Genomic DNA, 17,928 nt, shown 5'->3' with positions numbered 1-17,928 from the left:
AGGGGGAGGCACAATGGCTAAAAGGAGCTTCAAGGATTCGCTGCGCAGGCTGTTTCTGCTGCACACCCTTGTGCCGATTTCCATTCTATTTGTGCTGTTCCTGATATTTATGATGATCAATTCGCGGTTTCTGCTAATCAACCAGACAACGGATGCGGGTAAAAAAATCAAATCGGCGATGGAGGAAGTCTACAGCTCTTACGTTAAGGAAATGAATGAAGCAGCAACGCTGGATTCTGTTGTTGCATTTACAGGATCACGGACTCAAGGCCCGGAGGTATTTGAGCGGTTCTATGACTTCAATAACCGCCAGCAGGTGAAGAGCATCATGTATATCATAAGTGCGGACGGAAATATCATGGCATCGTCTGCCAACTATAACTCCGAACCCTCTGATCTTGCACTGCAGGCGATTGCCCGGCGGATGCATAATCAAGGTCTGGCGGAGTTAGCCGAGACTAACCATATCCGCTTCTCGCATGACCGCTACACAGCATATTCGTTTGCCAGAGAAATACGTGACGGCGGAGTTGTGCTAGGTTATCTGATCTACCAGCTGTACGAGCTGGATCTGCAGAAGCTGATCTTCGTGCAGAACAACGAAATCGCCGTGGTAACCGACCCTTACCGGACCATCATTGCTACTACAAATAATCTGACCCAGGGGCTGATGAACAAATACAGCCTGGCCAGTGATTCTAAGGGATACGTATGGATTGATAAAGGAAAGTACTACAGTAAAGAAACATACATACCGCTGTCGCAATGGCGTGTTTATACTTTAAGTGCCGCTGAAGGGAATCGCAGCGCCTATTGGTCTCTGGCGGTATTTTTTGCAATGGCCAGTGTGCTGCTCTGGATTGTCATTCAATATTCTGCCCGCATTATCTCTACACGCCAGTCGAGGGCTATAGACAAGCTGATCTATGCCGTCAGAGAGCTCCAGTCCGGCAATATGGATTCCTATGTTTACATAGGGACGGGTGATGAGTTCGAGACACTGGCGAGCCAATACAATCAAATGCTACAGCGTCTGAATGAGCTGATCACCCAGAACATCGAACTGTCCGATCTGCGCAGAGTGATTGAAGTGAAGCATTTGCAGTCGCAGTTTCATCCGCATTTTATATTCAATGTACTGGAGACGCTCCGTTACGCCATTGTCGTGGACAATAAGCTTGCCCAGGATATGGTGCTTACACTATCCCGGCATCTGCGCTACAGTATAGGCAATGAGCGCGACCATGTCGTGCTTGGGGATGATCTGGAGTATATTGCAGGCTACATGAAGCTGCAGCAGATACGCTTCAAAGATAGGCTCCACTATAGGGAAGAGGTGGATCAAACGGCCCGGACGGCACTTGTCCCCAGACTGATGCTGCAGCCGGTAATTGAGAATACAATTAAATACGGCTACCGCCAGCGCCAATCTGTAGCGGTTACAGTAGTTGGCTGGGTAGACAGAACGGATTTGATCATCGAGGTAAGGGACGATGCCGGAGGAATGAGCAGGGACCGGCTGGAGGAAGTGCGTGCTATTATGAGGTCGCAGGATAACCGGGCCCCGCATATCGGCCTGCATAATCTGCATCGGCGGCTTGTGCTGATGTATGGGGAACGTTACGGTATTCAGATTGACAGCACTCAGGGGGAAGGCACAGCCGTTACATTTAGATTGCCATTCCGGAAGGAGGAGACGGATGTTCAAGGTGCTGCTGGTCGAGGATGAAGAGATGATCCGCAAAGGGCTACGCTTTACATTTGATTGGATGGGAGCCGGCTGCGTGGTTGTGGGTGAAGCGGAGAACGGTGAGGAAGGGCTCCGCCAGATTGCGGATCTGCGCCCCGATATCGTGATCGTTGATGTCAATATGCCGCTTATAGATGGGATTTCCATGATTGAACAGAGTGTGGAGGAAGCAGATTGCAGCTATATCATCCTGTCTGGGTATGATGAATTCAGGCTGGCTAAGGACGCCATCCGGCTGGGGGTTACCGAGTATCTGCTGAAGCCGCTGGAGCAGGAACAGTTATTAGCTGCACTGGAGCGGGCCAAAAGCCAGCTGGAAATGAAGCGGCAATACACAGCAATGCTGACCTCGGGTGGCGGAAACGGGGAAGCTCTCCAGGCATCCATCGTTAAGCTTCCCGGCAAGTCCTCCCGTTACGTGTCCAGGATGATCCGGTATGTCCAGGAGCATTATGCAGAGAAAATCGGGATCAAGGATCTGGTGGAGAGCCTAGGCGTTAGTGCTACCTATTTGAATCAGAAGTTCAAAAGCGAAACGACCTATACCTTCAATGATTTCCTGAACCGTTACCGCATCCAGAAAGCGATGGATCTGCTGCGCAGCGGTGAGGATAAGGTGTATGCCATTGCAGCAGATGTAGGCTATAAGGATTACAAATATTTTATTGCAATCTTCAAGAAATACGCAGGATGTACACCCAGCTATTATCAGGAACGGTACGGACTCGGAGAAGAGAATATGGATGCAGCCAGTGGTTCAGACATGAAAAACAGGAGCTAATTCAGCCTTACGTTTAACAGGGATATTTGATGTACGATAAAAATTGCGCATGTGAGCGAAAGCTCCTTGCGTTTTTTTGTTTTAGACATTTTTTTGAGGGGGGACAGGGTTTTTTCGTTTTTTTGAGAAATTACCCGTATGTAGGACCTGATGAAGCGGTTTTTGTCGAGAATTGTTAAGAGTTTGTTTAGAGCTGTCTGATAGAATGGACCGCAGATATGAAAATTTCTATTTAGCTTTTAATTGTTTTTTGTCCGCGGATACGCAAGATGAAGGGAGAATGCGGGAGCTAAGGGAGCGTATACAAACTGCAGCAAAGCTTGCTATACAGCGGACGGAAAATGATGAATGAATAAGGGGGAGCGATACATTGTTAATGAGCAGGGGATTGAAGAAGTATTTCGCGTTGTTACTCGTAATCTGTTTATTTGTGACAGGAGCATTGCCCGCATCTGCAGGTACGGAGAATACAGCTCCGGTAAGCTGGGAGAACCTCAGCCCGCTGCCAAGCGGCAACAAAGTAAATGGAGTAACTATAGGCGCAAATACAGTCGTTGTGGTAGGTGAAGGAGGAAGCGTGGGTACGTTCAGCAACTACACGACCTGGGCGATCCGTAATTCAGGTGTAGTTAATGACTTGAACGATATTATTAATATAGGCTCAGGGGCTAACGCCAAATTTGTTGCTGTAGGCGACAAGGGAACCGTCATAACGTCTACAGATGGTACATCCTGGACCACTCAGACTACAGGCATAGCTGAAAGCATATCTGAAAACTTGAACGCAGTTGTTTACAGCGGCAGCAGTTTAGTCGCAGTCGGCGATTCAGGCAAAATAATTACGTCCAGCGATGGCGGCATCACTTGGGCTGCATCAACCTCAGGGGTTAGTGTGGATCTTAACGCTATTGCTTATGGTGACAGCAAGTTTGTAGCTGTTGGCGATGGCGGGGAAATTATTAACTCTTCGGATGGGCTGGTCTGGACGCCGCAGACCTCCGGTTCTACTAATGATTTGAACGGCATCGGCTATGGCGGCAATGTGTTTGTTGCGGCCGGAGCAGATGGGGAAATATTAAGCGCCTCGAACACTTTGGGTACATGGACAAAGGGGACAAGCGTTCTTACAGAAGATTTCAATACTGTATCTTATAGAAACAACAGATTTTTCATTGCCGGCGATGCAGGCAAACTGATATATTCAGCCACCGGAACGAGCGGTTGGAGCAGTTCAGTTTCAGTAGCCGGAACTACGGATAATCTGATGAAGATTAAGGCTACCGATTTTGGTTATTTTATCGTTGGCTCAGAGGGTTCTGTATTTTTCGCGACAGCGAGTACTGGCGGAACGAGCAGCTGGGAAAAATTCAGCTCCCCCACCTCCAGTGCACTGAAGACGGTAACTTACGCCAATAATACCTATATTACCGTTGGTACGGATGGATTGATCGGCACTTCCACCGACGGTAAGGTCTGGTCGAAGGTTGCTAGCGGCACTACTAATGCTATTAACGGCATTGCTTACGGCAACAGCAAGTTCGTAACGGTCGGCTCGAACGGCCAAATCCTGACCTCCAGCAACAACGGTACTAGTTGGGCAGCCGGAACCTCGGTGGACACGATTACGCTTAATGGTATTGTTTACGGCAGCGGCCTTTTTGTTGCAGTAGGCAATAGCGGGAAAATTGTAGTGTCTTCAGACGGAGTCAACTGGGCGAGGATCTCCGATAGTAAGACCTTGAATCACTTAAATGCTGTTACCTATGGCAACGGCAAATACGTGGCTGTAGGTGCTGGCGGTACCATCGTAACTTCTTCGAATGGAGCGGAGTGGAAATCGGAAGATTCCAAAACGAGTGGTAAATTGTTGAACGGCATCAGCTACGGCAGCGGTCTATTCGTGGCGGTCGGCGCGTCCGGAACGGTCGTAATCTCTGCGGATAGCTCGAGATGGTCGGTCAGAACCATTGACGGACAAGTGAATCTGAATGGAGTTGCATCCGGCAGCGGCGTATTTATGGCAACGGGAGACAGCGGGAATGTCTACTATACCGCTGATCCAAGCCAGACTTGGCACCCTGAGACTACAGGCACGACTAAAAAACTTAATGGCATCGGGTTTATTGCCGGGCAAGATCGTTTTATCGCAGTCGGTGACCTCGGCGTGATGATTGTTTCCTATCCGGTTCTCAACATTCCGCGGGTTATAAGTCAGTCTCCGGAGATATCTGAGAAAGATATAGCCATCGATGCTGAGCTGGTTCTGACATTCAATCAGAAGGTGATGGCAGCCAGTGGTAACATTAACATTTACAAAGCTTCGGACATGTCAGCTCCGGTTGAAACCATCCCGGTGGACGACAGCATCAGGGTAACCGTACAGAATAATACTGTAACGGTTAATCCGGAAAAGGATTTGGATAAAGGGACTAAATATGCAGTCACAATTGACAGCGATACGTTCTACAACGAGAGTGAAAGTGGGAATGTAGCGATTGAAGGTGATGACTGGAGCTTTACGACAGTAGCCGAGCTGGATGAAACTGCTCCAACTGTAACTACTTATTCTCCTGATAAGGGAGAAACGGGAGTAGCCATTGACACGGATCTGACGCTTACATTCAGCGAGGATGTAACGAAGGAGAGCGGTAATATTGAGATTTACAAAAGCGCGGATGACATTGTTCCGGTAGCGGTGATTCCAGTTAATTCTGACTATGTAACGATTCTTGATAAGGTGGTAACAATTAATCCTGCTGATGATTTAGTATACAGTACAAGCTACTTTGTGAATATTGGAGATGGTTCATTCATTGATCCGGCAGGCAACTATTATGCCGGAATCATGGACAGCGAGACCTGGCAGTTTACAACAGCCGAGGCGCCGGATACTACACCACCGGTGATGAGCTCTTATTCGCCTGAGGATAGAGCAACGGAGGTTGCCGCTGGTGCGAACCTGACCCTTACCTTCAGTGAGAATGTAACCAAAGCAGAAGGCAGTATTGAAATCTATAACAGTGCGAATAGCAATACCCCGGCTGTGACCATTCCTGTGACTTCCGAAATTGTAACGGTCCAAGGCAATGTGGTAACGATCAATCCGGAGGATGAGCTGGGCTACAGCACAAGCTACTTTGTGAAGATCGGGCCCGGGGCATTCAAAGATACGGCCGGCAACAATTATGCTGGCATCGAGAACAGCACAACCTGGCGTTTCACAACAACAGGTGAACCGGATACGGCTGCACCAACCGTAAGCGCGTATTTACCTGCTAGCGGTGCAACAGGTGTAGGCGTTGAGGCCGATCTTGTGCTTACCTTCAGCGAGAATGTAGCGGCGGGTGAAGGCAGCATTGTGATCTACAACAGTGCGTCAGACAAGTCGGTAGCTACGATTTCTACCAGTGACCTGACCATCCTGAATGAAGTAGTGACGGTTAATCCGGCAGACAATCTGGAGTATGGAACAAGTTACTTTGTTCAGATCACGGACGATGCATTCACAGATACATCGGGCAACTACTTTGCAGGTATCTCTGACAGCACAACCTGGCAGTTCACAACAGTTGCTGCGCCAGATACGACAGCACCAACAGTAACCGCGTTTTCGCCTGAGCCTGGGGCAACGGAAGTGGGGATTGACGCCAATCTTACCCTTACCTTCAGCGAGAATGTAACGGCAGGGGAAGGTAACATTGTGATCTACAATAGTGCGAATAATGCCCAGGTAGCTACAATTCCCGCTGCTTCCGGAAATGTAACCACCCATAATCATGTAGTGACGATTAATCCGGCTGACGATCTGAAGTATAGTACAAGTTACTATGTACGGATTGGAACCGGGGCGTTCCAAGATACTGCAGGCAACAGCTATGCTGGCATCACCGGCAGCGGAGTATGGAACTTTACAACAACCGGTGTACCAGATAGAACCTCACCAACGGTGAGCACGTATTCTCCGGAGCCTTGGGCAACGGAAGTAGCTCTTGGCGCTAATCTGGTTCTTACCTTCAGCGAGAATGTAAAGAAAGCGGAAGGCAGCATTGAGATTTTCAAAAGCACAGATGAGATTCATCCGATAGTGACGATTCCCGTCACATCAGACATCGTAACGATTCAGAATAATGTTGTAACTATTAATCCGGCTGACAATCTGGAGCATGGTACAAGCTACTTTGTCCGGATTACAGAAGGCGCATTTAAAGATAACGCAGGCAACAGCTTTGCCGGTATTGCAGGCATCACAGCCTGGCGGTTTGTGACAGCAAGCGGGCCTGATACAGCAGCGCCGCTGGTGACAGCCTATAGTCCGGTAGACAATGCGACCCAAGTATCCACATCCGCTGCGCTCTCATTGACCTTTAACGAGAATGTATTAGCCGGGGATGCCAATATTGAACTTGTGAATGCGGCGGATGATATGATCGTAACGACGATTAAAGCGGGTAATCGGGCGCTTGTCACCATTATGAATGCTACCATCAGCATTAATACAGGCGGTCTATTGAAGCAGGGCGGCAGCTATTATGTATTGATTCACCCGGGTGCATTTACTGATGAGTCAGGGAACAGCTTTGCGGGGATTGCGGATAAAACCGTCTGGAACTTCTCAACCGTTCCTGTACCCGTCACGCCAACTGATCCTCCCGCATCGGGTTCTGGAGGTTCCGGAGGAGCGGCTCCTGCAGCAACACCGACGCCGGGCACACAGACCGAAACCATTAATCTAAATGTTGAGAACGGCTCAACCCAAGGCTCCAACGTATCCTCCGTTGTCGTTAGCCGCACGAAGGATGCAAATGGTGTGAAAAGTGATGTTATTACGTTCGCATTAGATCAAGCGCTCAGAGCGATTAATGAGCTTAAGGCGGCTGGTTCCAATATTGCCAGAATCATCGTTCCTGATGCCAATGATGAGGTTGCGGAAACTAGACTGACGATTCCAGCCGCTTCCAGCAAGGAATTTGCCGATAATCAAATCAGTCTGGACATCTTCACGGTTAATGCTGAAGTGAAGGTGCCGGGAAGCTCTCTGGTTGGGTTTGGTACAGATATTTACTTCAACCTGGTACCCTTAAAAACGCAGCAGCAGAGTGCAGATGCTGGAGCGCGTGCAAAAGCACAGGTTCAAAGTCTATCCGGCGGTGGGGCGGTGACGCTGGTAGGCCGTCCGGTAACGATTGATACCAATCTGCAGAGCCGTCCGGTGACGCTGGTGTTGCCGATTAACAACACTTCGTTAACTGCAGAACAGCTGAAGGCACTGGCGGTCTTCATTGAGCACAGCGATGGTACCAAAGAACTGGTTAGGGGTGAAATTGTACCCTTCGGCCAAACCGGCAAGTCCGGGATTCAATTTAATGTCAATAAATTCAGTACATTTACAGTGGTTCTTGCACAAGATCCTGCGGTACAAGTGAAGGCTTATATGACGGGTTACACTGACGGCACCTTCCAGCCGGGCAAGAGCATTACCCGTGCAGAAATGGCCAGCATCATTGCCCGTACCTTCAACCCGTCAGCCAGTACTTCCGGCGCTGTATACACAGATCTTGCTGCCGGCCACTGGGCAACAAATGCAATTAATCTGGTGAGCAGAAGCGGTATTATGAAAGGTTACGCTGACGGCAGCTTCAAACCAAACCAAACGATCACCAGAGCCGAAATGGCGACCATTCTGTCCCGTCTGGTTACTAACGGTCAGGGGAATGCAGTCAGCTTCAGCGATATTGCCGGCCACTGGGCACAGGCAGCCGTTGAAATGACGGCCAAAGCGGGCGTGATCACCGGTTACGAGGATGGAACCTTCCGTCCGAACCAAACGTTAACCCGTGCGGAGGCTGTAACCATCGTCAACCGTGCCCTGGGCATCACGCCGCTGACAAGCGCGGCACCGCGATGGTCCGACGTCCCTGCGCAGTACTGGGCATTCGGCAATATCCAAGCGGCATCGGTGGATCACACAGCAGAATAATCAATACAAAAACAGCCCTTCCTGTCCGTCTGCTGACGGGGAAGGGCTGTTTTATATTCGCAATACATAAGCCATGTGTTCACCAACAAAATTCGAAATTCTAAGAAGCTGCGCTTTTGTAAATGTAACACTCAGGCGTTAATCCCACCTTCATTCTCATAGATATTCATGACAACCTGCTGAATGGGCAGCTCCTTGACCGAGATGTCGGAGAAGCGGTGCTTCCGGGAGATATTTTCGATGAAGTCACTGATAGAAATCCGAGCTGTATCCACCTGAAGCGTAATCTGAAAGTCAGATGGCCGTTCGATGACTTGGGTATATGCGTTGTCGAACAAGGTGTTCTGCACAGACTCTACAAAAGTAAAGCTCACCCGCTTCTTCTCCCCCAGGAAAAGCTTCAGCTGTTGAAGCGAATCATCAAATACCTTCTCCCCATGGTTAATGACAATCACCCGGTGGGCAAGCTCCTCCACATCCTCAAGATCATGGGTGGTCAGAATACAGGTCATATTCTGCTTCTTATTCATCTGCTGGATGAATTCACGGATTTTGACCTTGGCGATCACATCGAGTCCGATGGTCGGCTCATCGAGGAACAGAATATCCGGACCGTGCAGCATCGCCATGACGAATTCACATTTCATGCGCTCGCCGAGAGAGAGCACGCGGGTAGGCTTTTCGATCACATGGGCAATATCCAGCAGCTCCGTCAGCTCGTCCAGACGATTCTTGAAATCCGGAGTGCTGATTCCGTAGATCGCCTTGTTCATGTTGAAGCTGTCAATCGGCGGGATATCCCAGATCAGCTGGGATTTCTGGCCGAAGACGGCCCCGATTTTGCCGACATAATGTTTCCTGTCCCGGGCAGGGGAATATCCAAGCACCTGAATTTCTCCGCGGGTCGGATACAGCGCGCCGCAGAGCATTTTGATCGCTGTGGATTTACCTGCCCCGTTTGGACCCAGAATACCGCAGATTTCCCCCTGCCCAATGGCAAAGCTGATATCGTTAACAGCGTTGACCACGACTTCCTCGCGCTGGAAGAAGCTCCGGAAGGTCTGTCCCATGCCTGCGCCCCGCTTATAGGTTGTATATGTCTTGGTCAAATGCTTCACATCAATAACCGGCATTACCCGCCAACCCCCTCGTACAATCTGATCATATGCCGGTACACCCATATGCCTGCCGCCAGAAATAAGAAGCAGGGCACAATAGCCGCGAAATCACTGGCCTGCACCCGGCCCAGCAGAGCGGAAGCAGGCAGGAAGCCCACCATCCCCACAGGAATGATCAGCGTGGCCACAGCCTGCACGGCCTTCGGGAATACGGGCAGCGGATATTTGCCGACATGCAGCACACTGTCCGCAAGCTCGGAAATCCGCGAATTGCCCACCCATTTGAAGGACATTGCAGCCATCATCAGGGATAATCCGGCCAGGACTGCCGTCCCGGCGATGAACATCCCGGCAAACTGCAGCCAGGATAAGAACGGAATGGTGCCTACATGTGCAGCTGAGAAGATGAATAGTGCAACACCGCCCAGAAACAGGCCGACACTTTCGGTAGAAAATGTAGTGGCCACAATAAAAAACAGCGGATTCAGCGGTTTGAGCAGAATCACCTCGAAGCTGCCTTCACGGACATGCGACATGGTAGTCCAGAGAACACCGCCGAATATAAGGCTGGAGAGGCCGCTGGACATGGTGAATACAGACTGAATCAACAATACTTCATACAAGCTCCAACCGGGAAAGCTGGTGCCAGCCCTGTAAATAAGCAGGGTTACCAGCGGAAAGAGAATGTTGCCAACCAGTGTAATCAGACTGCTGACGATGAAATTCATCCGGTAGGCCGCGGCCGACTGAACGGCGGAGTACATGCACTGCTTATAAACATCCAGATACCGTTTCATGTTGAGAACTGTCCTTTCATCGGGGCATTCACGCACCGACAGCAGTGAATTGCTTCATAGCCTGGCGGCGGATGACCTCGTTAAGTCCGAAGGTAATTAGCACAGCCACAGCCTGCATGCCTACAGCCTGCGGAATGGACAGCTCAAGGCCGCCAAGCGAATAATGGCCGGTGAATACCATTGCCGGCATGTAGGCGATGTATTGGAACGGCAGGAAGAACTGGATCACCTGAAGCCAGTGCGGGAAGAAGTCGAGCGGAATGAGCGCCCCTGAAAAAATAGCCGACACCAGCATAAACGCGCTTCGTATTCCGCCCGACTGCACAAGCCAAAACGAAGTCAGGCCAATTGCATAATTCACATAGAAATTCATCAGAAAGGCAAGCAGCACAGACAGTAATGTCCATGGGAAGCTTGCCGGTCGCATATCAATTCCAAAAATAAAAATGAAGATCAGCAGGCAGGGCACAAATTCAAACAGGAAGCCGAGAAAGCGGTGCCCGATCTTCTGGAACAAGGCGAAGGAACGGTGATGAATCGGACGCAGATGAAAGGTGAGAAACTTACCGGTGCGCACAAGCATGGACAGGTTCCAGTCGGCAAAATCCATAATCAGGTAGCCGATAAGTGCAGTAGCGCCGAAGTAGCGGATCATCTGGGGGAGACCGATACCACCGAGGGTAGCGTGATCTCCATATACCGCCGTCCAGATGAAATATTGCACCATGAAATACACGGGGCCGACGATAACGGACACCATGGAATGGGTGCGGTAGGCACTCCATTCTTTGTAGGTTACTTCTGCTACTGAGCGGCAAATCAGCCAATTATGCGTAAGGCGGTTCATTAAATAAGTCCAGACCAGATAATATTGGTCACATTGAACAACGCCTCTGCGTACCAGTTATCATCGGTGAAAGGCACGAACCATACCGCGGCAAGCTGCTCAGTGGGGTCAATAGCCATACAGCAGGCTCCGGCACCTTCATGAAAATAACTGGAATCTGAGTAGAGGAAGGCGGGACCTCTTCTCATATCGAGACCAATGCCATAGCTCCGGTCTTTGACATCGTTTCCCCAGCAGTAATCGGGCACTCCGTATAAAGTACGGGTTGTGATTTTCTCGACTGCCTTACGGCCGACGATCCGGGTATCACCTAGCGTTCCCATGCCGAGGAGCATATTGGCGAACCGGATGAGGTCAGCCGGTGTAGAGACCAGGCCCCCACCAGTACTGGAAACCATTTCCCACAGACTTTCTGCTGGAGAGACTTCAGGCTGAATACCATGAATCAGGTCATGTAGCCGCTTTTCATACTGTCCGTTTCTGATAATGAAGCGTTTAGCCAGCTCCGGAGTCGGTTCCCACATCGTATCCTTCATCCCCAGCGGCTGCAGAATCTGCTCTTCTATGTATTGTTCAGCGGGTATGCCTGTGACTTTCTTAATGATCTCACCGAGGATACAGAAGCCGAATGAGCAGTATTGCCACTCCTCTCCAACCTTTTTATTAACTCCGCAGCTCAGTGCGGCTGTGATCCAGTCCGGCTCACCATCCGCAGGTTTGTATTGATCGAAATACTCTCCGATGAGTTGCCAATAAGATTTGTGATACGGAATCAGGTTGTCCGCACAGTCGGGAAATAATCCTGAGGTATGAGTCAGAAGACTATAGATATCGATTTTGCTGAAGGGTCCCACATTAAATGGCTCCAAGATCGTGCCGACAAGGGTGTCGAACCGGAGAAATCCGTCCTCGACCAGTTTGGATATGCCTACTGAGGTAACGGCTTTGGTGATAGATGCGATGTTGTGGGCGGTTGTCGGTAAAAGCGGTTCCGTCTGGTCTTCCCGGTAAGAGAGCGGACCAATGGCACCATGCATAAACGTCTTGCCATATCTCGAAACGCAGTAAGACGCAGCCTGGATCTTGTTGTCATCGATCAGATTCTGGAAATGGGTGTGCAAAACGCCGATTCGTGAAGCGTCATAACCTACCTCTGCCGGTGAGCAGTCGGCAATGCCTGGAGTGTACAGCATAAATTAAGCCTCCTTAAATTTAGTAGCATCCTACAAGGTTGAGTGTTGTATAAGCGCTTACATATGGACTCACCTGTTCGTGTCGTTCTACATGGTAACGCTTCCGGCACGATACCTTCTAAGTATATTTCCAGAGAATGGATGCTGCAATGTGGAGTTTGTTTATAACCAAAGTTGACCTAATGATATGTTCTGGGTACCAAGTATATGCTATAGTGGTGGGGAAATAAGGACTAATGAGGGAGCGACCCACTTATGTACGAGCAGAAAACAAAAGTAACCGATAACAGCGTTATTGAGTTCATCGAACAAATTGCTAGCCTCAAGAAACGTGAGGACGCATACAAGCTGCTGGATATTTTCAGCGAAACGACCGGATTTCCGGCGAAAATGTGGGGCCCGAGCATTATTGGTTTCGGAACATACCACTACAAGTATGCAACAGGGCATGAAGGGGATGCACCGCTGGTAGGCTTCTCGCCGAGAAAAGCGAAGATCAGCCTATACTTTGCAGCGGGTGATGCCCAGCGGGAAGAGCTGCTGCAGAGGCTGGGGAAGCACACGCCGGGCAAAGCCTGTGTATACGTAAACAAGCTGGACGATATTGATGCCGTTGTCCTGAAGGAATTCATTGAGCAATCTGTGAAGTTCTTGAGAGAGACTCACGGAGCTTGAAGCCTGCAAGTGACAACAATGTCACATGAGGCCTCTTAATCAGCAGCTGAATCGCACGACAGTGCTTACCCGAACCCCTACAATGAAGGAGTTGGCTGGAACGGACACTTCACTCCGCCCTTTGGAACTCCAAATTTAAGGACATTAGGGAGAGGCTGCAGTTGAAACAAGGTAATATCAAAAGGAATAACAAAAGGGATAACACCCGTATCAAGTCCGGCATTCTAAGCGCTCTGCTTATACTGGGTTGTGTTAATGCAGGAAGTGCCTATGCTCAGCAGCAGGAATCTTCAGTGAGTCCAGCCTCCATCAAACTGCATGCTGAACTCAGCAGCGCTGCCGCTGCAGATGCAGATGTACAGAATGGCCCTCATGATGCGAAGGAAGTCGAGGCGTTTCTGGATGGTTTTTTTGCCAGAGCTGATATTAAGGCGAAAGCCGGAGCTGCTGCGGTCTCAGTCGTTCAGGACGGGAGAACTCTTCTCTCTAAGGGGTATGGGGTAACCGGCAAATCAGTGAAGTCAGGGGTAGATGCAAGCAGGGACACGTTCCGGATCGGCTCCGTGTCCAAGGTGTTCACTGCAGCTGCCATAATGCAGCTGGTCGATCAAGGGAAGATCTCACTTCAGGACAATATTGAAACATACCTGGACGACTACACGCTAACGAATCCTTATGATACTCCGGTAACGGTGGAACATCTGTTGACGCATACGACAGGTTTTGCAGTACGAGAACCTGCCGACGCCAGTTATCTGTATGACACTTCCCGTAAGCCGGTTTCTTTAAAGGAAAGCATCTATGATGTCTTTCCTCCTGTGGTCCGCGAGCCGGGAGCCTCTTACATGTACGATAATTTCGCTTCCAGACTACAGGGATATATCGTGCAGCAGGTAAGCGGAGAATCCTTCGGGAGCTATGTGGAGAACCATCTGTTTAAGCCGCTTGGCATGAATTCAAGCAGCTTCAGTGTAAATCCTGAATTGGCAGACCGGCTCGTGCCTTCCTATGACGGGGAGGGTAGCGCTATACCGCTATACGGCTTCTCTCCAGCGGAGTGGCCTGAAGGCAGCATGTTATCAACCGCATCTGATATGGCGCTATTCATGGAAGCTTTTCTGAATGGCGGCAAGGCTGCTGACGGTACGGTAATCCTGTCCGGGGAATCGGTTAAGGCGATGTCTTCCTACCGGATGGTTATTCATCCCGATCTGCCGGATACGACCTATGGCTTTGAATCGCCTGTAATCCCGGCCCAGACGAAAGGGGAGAAGGTGATCTCCAAAGGCGGAGACATTCTAGGTTATAGCTCTCTACTGTGGATTCTGCCTGACCGGCGTACTGGAGTCTTCGTTTCATACAATACCAATCAGGATTTGCGTAATGATCTGTTCACCGCATTTATGAATCACTATTATGCAGGGGGACAATCGCCGTATGAACCGAAGGGGTATCAAGTGCAGGCTGCGGAGGAACTGGCCAGGTTCGAGGGCTTGTACTCCGATCTAAGAATTAAGCTGCTGACGAAAGTTCAAGCAAACGCAGACGGCACCCTAACGGTGAGTGATGTGCTCAGCCGTCATCAGTTGAAGCAGATTGGCGAGCTGCTGTTCGTGGATGAGGAGGGGAATCCGCTGGCCTTCAAAGCGGATAATGAGGGTCATATCCTCTATATGAAATACTCCAATCTATATAGCTATGCGTCCAAACTCCCGGAGAATCCAGCCGGATTTCCGGATGTGCCGGCCAATCATCCGTATGCCGGCTATATTCTGAGCCTGCGGTCACTGGGCTTCTTGACAGAGGAGCTTTCGGAGCCGTTTGAGCCTGAGCAAAAAGTTACCCGCGGAGCGTTCATCCATACGTTTAATACGATATGGAGCATCCCGGAGTCATCGAATCCGTCCTTATTCAAGGACACCGGTAATTCACTGTACGGGCAGGATATTCAAGCTGCTGTCGAGGCTGGCATGCTGAATGGAACCGGCAACGGGTTGTTCGAGCCGGACCGTCCGATTCTGCGCGAAGAAGCAGCGGCAATCGTCTACCGCCTGCTTACAGCAACAGGGATCAGGGTACCGGGTTCTACCGCCGTGCTTGCACCGGGTACGTCGAAGTGGGCTGCCGATGCTGTCCGTTCAATCGTTAGCTGGAAGCTGCATGGACCGGAGGTTACGGAGCCTTACGGCATGTCCGACTACGGTTCACAACGTGCGCTGAGCAAACAGGAGATGGCGGCTCTGCTGTTCCGCATGCTGCTTCCGCAATAAGAACATACAGGGAGAAGGGGCGATTCATTCGCTCCTTTTTTTGTGCTGCAGACAATTTTCACATGGCCTGTTAACTTTGTAATGGTATTTCTTATTATTCCATGCGACAATGCCATTCTGGAGGGATGTAGAATGAAGGGACAATACACTGTGGAGTTAGCTGAATTAACTGATCTCGATTCCTGGATGCACATGATTGATATCGTTCGCGATAACTTTCCGGGTATAGATACGGATGAATTACTGGCAGGCTACAGGCAGACGGTAATTAAGAATATGAACAGGCGTACTGCGGTGTGTGCCAAGCTTGCCAATGAGGTAGTTGGACTTCTGTTATTTTCATATAATGCCAAGTGCCTCTCCTGTATGGCTGTCCATCCTGAACACCGGAGACAAGGTATTGCTGAAGCTATGATTCAGCGGATGCTGTCGTTATTTCCGGAGGATGCGGATATTTCTGTAATAACCTTTAGGGAGAATGACAGCAAGGGGATTGCCCCGCGTTCATTGTATAGAAAAATCGGCTTTACCGAAGCGGAGCTGGTGGAAGAATTCAATTACCCTCATCAGAAATTTGTCCTGCGGAATAGGGGAGTGCAGCGTTGAACTTAGCCTGGAGGACGTTTGATAAATAAAAACCTGAGAATGAAAGGACAATGAATCACATTATGAATTCGAAGCCGTTAACCAAAAGTATCACCTTCATGCAAGCCCTGGCCCTTGTGGTCGGGATGATTATCGGATCGGGGATCTTTCTGAAGCCCGGGATTGTGCTGAATAACGCGGGAACTCCATGGATGAGTATCCTGGCCTGGGGCGCCGGGGGGATTATTACACTGGCTTCGGCGCTCAGCGTGGCGGAAATTGCTGCCGCGATTCCGAAATCAGGAGGTTTGTATACATATTTAAGTGAATTGTATGGCGGGGTATTCGGCTATCTGCTCGGCTGGGTGCAGGCGGTGATTTCTTATCCGGCTTCTGTTGCGGCGCTGGCGATTGCTTTTGCCACATACTCCGGCTATTTCCTGCCCCTGAATCACTGGCAGCAGAAGCTGCTGGCCGTGGGCATTCTGGCCTTCATTCTGCTGATGAACGTCATCGCCACAAGGTTCGGCGGAATCATCCAGACTGTGGCTACAGTGGGTAAGCTGATTCCGGTAGCGGGCATCGTGGGCGTAGGTTTGTTCTCGGATCTGGCTCCCGGCTTTGGAGGAATCAGTGCATCAGCGGCAGGCGCGGGCTTCGGGGCGGCGGTTCTGGGCACACTCTGGGCGTATGACGGCTGGATCAGCGTGACCAATATGGCGGGTGAAATCAACAATCCGGCCAAAACGCTGCCAAAGGTCATTACGATCGGCGTTATTTTTGTAATTGCCGTGTATGTACTGTTCAACATTGCAGTGTTCAAAGCGCTGCCCTATGATCAGATTATTTCCTCCCAGACTCCGGGTGCAGATGCGGCAGAAGCGCTGTTCGGCAGCGGCGGCGGAGCTTTTATTACGGCAGGGATCATTGTCTCCGTATTAGGAGCACTGAATGGGTACCTGATGACCGCTGCGCGGGTGCCGCAGGCGATGGGGGAGAAGCGGCAGATTCCATTTTCCCGGGTACTCAGCAGTATTCATCCGAAGTTCCAGACCCCGGCGAATGCGCTTATTTTTCAGAGTGTGCTGGCGGTGATCTACATCTTCTCCGGTACCTTCAATACGCTGACAGACCTGCTGGTGTTTGTCCTGTGGATTTTCTTTACGATGGGTGTGTTCGGCGTGTTCATCCTGCGCAAGAAAATGCCGCATGAACCAGGCCGCTACCGCGTGCCGCTCTATCCGTTCACCCCGATCCTTGGCGTGGCAGGCGGAATCTATATTCTGGCCAGCACGATCATCAGTGATCCGCTGCGTTCGCTGGTAGGGATCGGCATTACGCTGGCCGGACTCCCGATCTATTATGTCATGGCCCGGAAGAACCGTGTGTAGAGTAAGTTCACAGATTGTCCGAGGGTAAGCTGAATATGAAATAAACTGCGCAGTACAAGGTGCTTCAGGGCTTTGTACTGCAGCAGTTAACAGCTGAGCAAGAGGAAATATAATTATTTGTTGACAAGGGCAGTTATATTAAGTATACTATGAAAGTATCTTTTGAGCGGGCGTTCACAGCTTAGAGATTATCGTCTTGTAGATCAGAATACATAGACACATACGGACTCTTAGCTCAGTTGGTAGAGCAGTAGACTCTTAATCTATTTGTCCAGGGTTCGAGCCCCTGAGAGTCCATAACACAAGAAACGGCAGAGATGCCGTTTTTTTGCTGTCTGGAGAAGTACAAGGAACAAGCTGGAGATTAGAAATCCGTTAAAAATACAGGAAAAAATTGAATATGTATATGTTTTCGTTGTTTTGCCTAATTATCTGCGGGGATTGCGTTGGTCTATACTATCCAGAGAAAGGTGAGAGGAAGGGAGAAGCTGAAGGAAGATCAGAGGGTTATTTTTATGAAAGCGCTTATTTATGTGGTGCAGTG

The 17,928-nt window shown here is 50.0% G+C and carries 11 protein-coding genes and 1 tRNA gene; 8 read left to right on the top strand and 4 right to left on the bottom strand.

The window, feature by feature from the left end; translation table 11 throughout:
• Nucleotides 1–13 precede the first annotated feature (13 nt).
• The 3 genes from MKZ24_RS27230 (at nt 14) to MKZ24_RS27220 (ending at nt 8,508) form a co-directional block, all read left to right on the top strand.
• Nucleotides 14–1,729, top strand: coding sequence for a sensor histidine kinase (locus tag MKZ24_RS27230; RefSeq protein ID WP_340788648.1), 1,716 nt, complete (start codon nt 14–16; stop codon nt 1,727–1,729).
• Nucleotides 1,701–2,531: a response regulator transcription factor gene (locus MKZ24_RS27225; RefSeq protein WP_340788645.1), complete on the top strand. Its 831-nt coding sequence runs from the start codon at nt 1,701–1,703 to the stop codon at nt 2,529–2,531. Before MKZ24_RS27230 ends, MKZ24_RS27225 begins: the two co-directional genes overlap by 29 nt.
• Before the next feature lie 376 nt (nt 2,532–2,907).
• Nucleotides 2,908–8,508: an Ig-like domain-containing protein gene (locus tag MKZ24_RS27220; protein WP_340790224.1), complete on the top strand. Its 5,601-nt coding sequence runs from the start codon at nt 2,908–2,910 to the stop codon at nt 8,506–8,508.
• Between the two features lie 131 nt (nt 8,509–8,639).
• Here the strand turns inward: MKZ24_RS27220 and MKZ24_RS27215 are convergent, their stop codons facing one another.
• The 4 genes from MKZ24_RS27215 to MKZ24_RS27200 are packed head-to-tail and all read right to left on the bottom strand — an operon-like array spanning nt 8,640 to nt 12,463.
• Nucleotides 8,640–9,641, bottom strand: coding sequence for an ABC transporter ATP-binding protein (locus tag MKZ24_RS27215; protein WP_042234725.1), 1,002 nt, complete (start codon nt 9,639–9,641; stop codon nt 8,640–8,642).
• Nucleotides 9,641–10,423: an ABC transporter permease gene (locus MKZ24_RS27210; protein ID WP_042234727.1), complete on the bottom strand. Its 783-nt coding sequence runs from the start codon at nt 10,421–10,423 to the stop codon at nt 9,641–9,643. Before MKZ24_RS27210 ends, MKZ24_RS27215 begins: the two co-directional genes overlap by 1 nt.
• A gap of 28 nt (nt 10,424–10,451) precedes the next feature.
• Nucleotides 10,452–11,270, bottom strand: a complete 819-nt coding sequence (locus MKZ24_RS27205; protein ID WP_042234729.1) for an ABC transporter permease — start codon at nt 11,268–11,270, stop codon at nt 10,452–10,454.
• Nucleotides 11,270–12,463 (bottom strand): serine hydrolase domain-containing protein, encoded by a 1,194-nt coding sequence (locus MKZ24_RS27200; RefSeq protein WP_340788638.1) that lies wholly within the window; start codon nt 12,461–12,463, stop codon nt 11,270–11,272. Before MKZ24_RS27200 ends, MKZ24_RS27205 begins: the two co-directional genes overlap by 1 nt.
• Before the next feature lie 255 nt (nt 12,464–12,718).
• On the opposite strand from MKZ24_RS27200, the gene MKZ24_RS27195 reads away from it, so the two are divergent.
• From MKZ24_RS27195 to MKZ24_RS27175, 5 genes are all read left to right on the top strand, one after another.
• Entirely contained in the window at nt 12,719–13,138 is a 420-nt protein-coding gene (locus MKZ24_RS27195) for a DUF1801 domain-containing protein (RefSeq protein ID WP_340788635.1), read from the top strand.
• Nucleotides 13,139–13,431: 293 nt separating this feature from the next.
• Nucleotides 13,432–15,408: a serine hydrolase gene (locus tag MKZ24_RS27190; RefSeq protein ID WP_340788633.1), complete on the top strand. Its 1,977-nt coding sequence runs from the start codon at nt 13,432–13,434 to the stop codon at nt 15,406–15,408.
• A gap of 132 nt (nt 15,409–15,540) precedes the next feature.
• The gene (locus tag MKZ24_RS27185; RefSeq protein WP_340788630.1) at nt 15,541–16,014 is read left to right on the top strand and encodes a GNAT family N-acetyltransferase; all 474 of its coding nucleotides are present in this window, start codon (nt 15,541–15,543) and stop codon (nt 16,012–16,014) included.
• A gap of 50 nt (nt 16,015–16,064) precedes the next feature.
• Nucleotides 16,065–17,384: an APC family permease gene (locus tag MKZ24_RS27180; RefSeq protein ID WP_340788627.1), complete on the top strand. Its 1,320-nt coding sequence runs from the start codon at nt 16,065–16,067 to the stop codon at nt 17,382–17,384.
• A gap of 224 nt (nt 17,385–17,608) precedes the next feature.
• Nucleotides 17,609–17,681, top strand: a tRNA-Lys gene (locus tag MKZ24_RS27175).
• Nucleotides 17,682–17,928: the final 247 nt, after the last annotated feature.

The sequence above is a fragment of the Paenibacillus sp. FSL R7-0297 genome (assembly GCF_038009025.1).
Taxonomy (GTDB): Bacteria; Bacillota; Bacilli; order Paenibacillales; family Paenibacillaceae; genus Paenibacillus_AQ.
The sequence above is the reverse complement of the archived record's forward strand: the minus strand, read 5'-3'. Positions and strand labels throughout refer to the sequence as shown.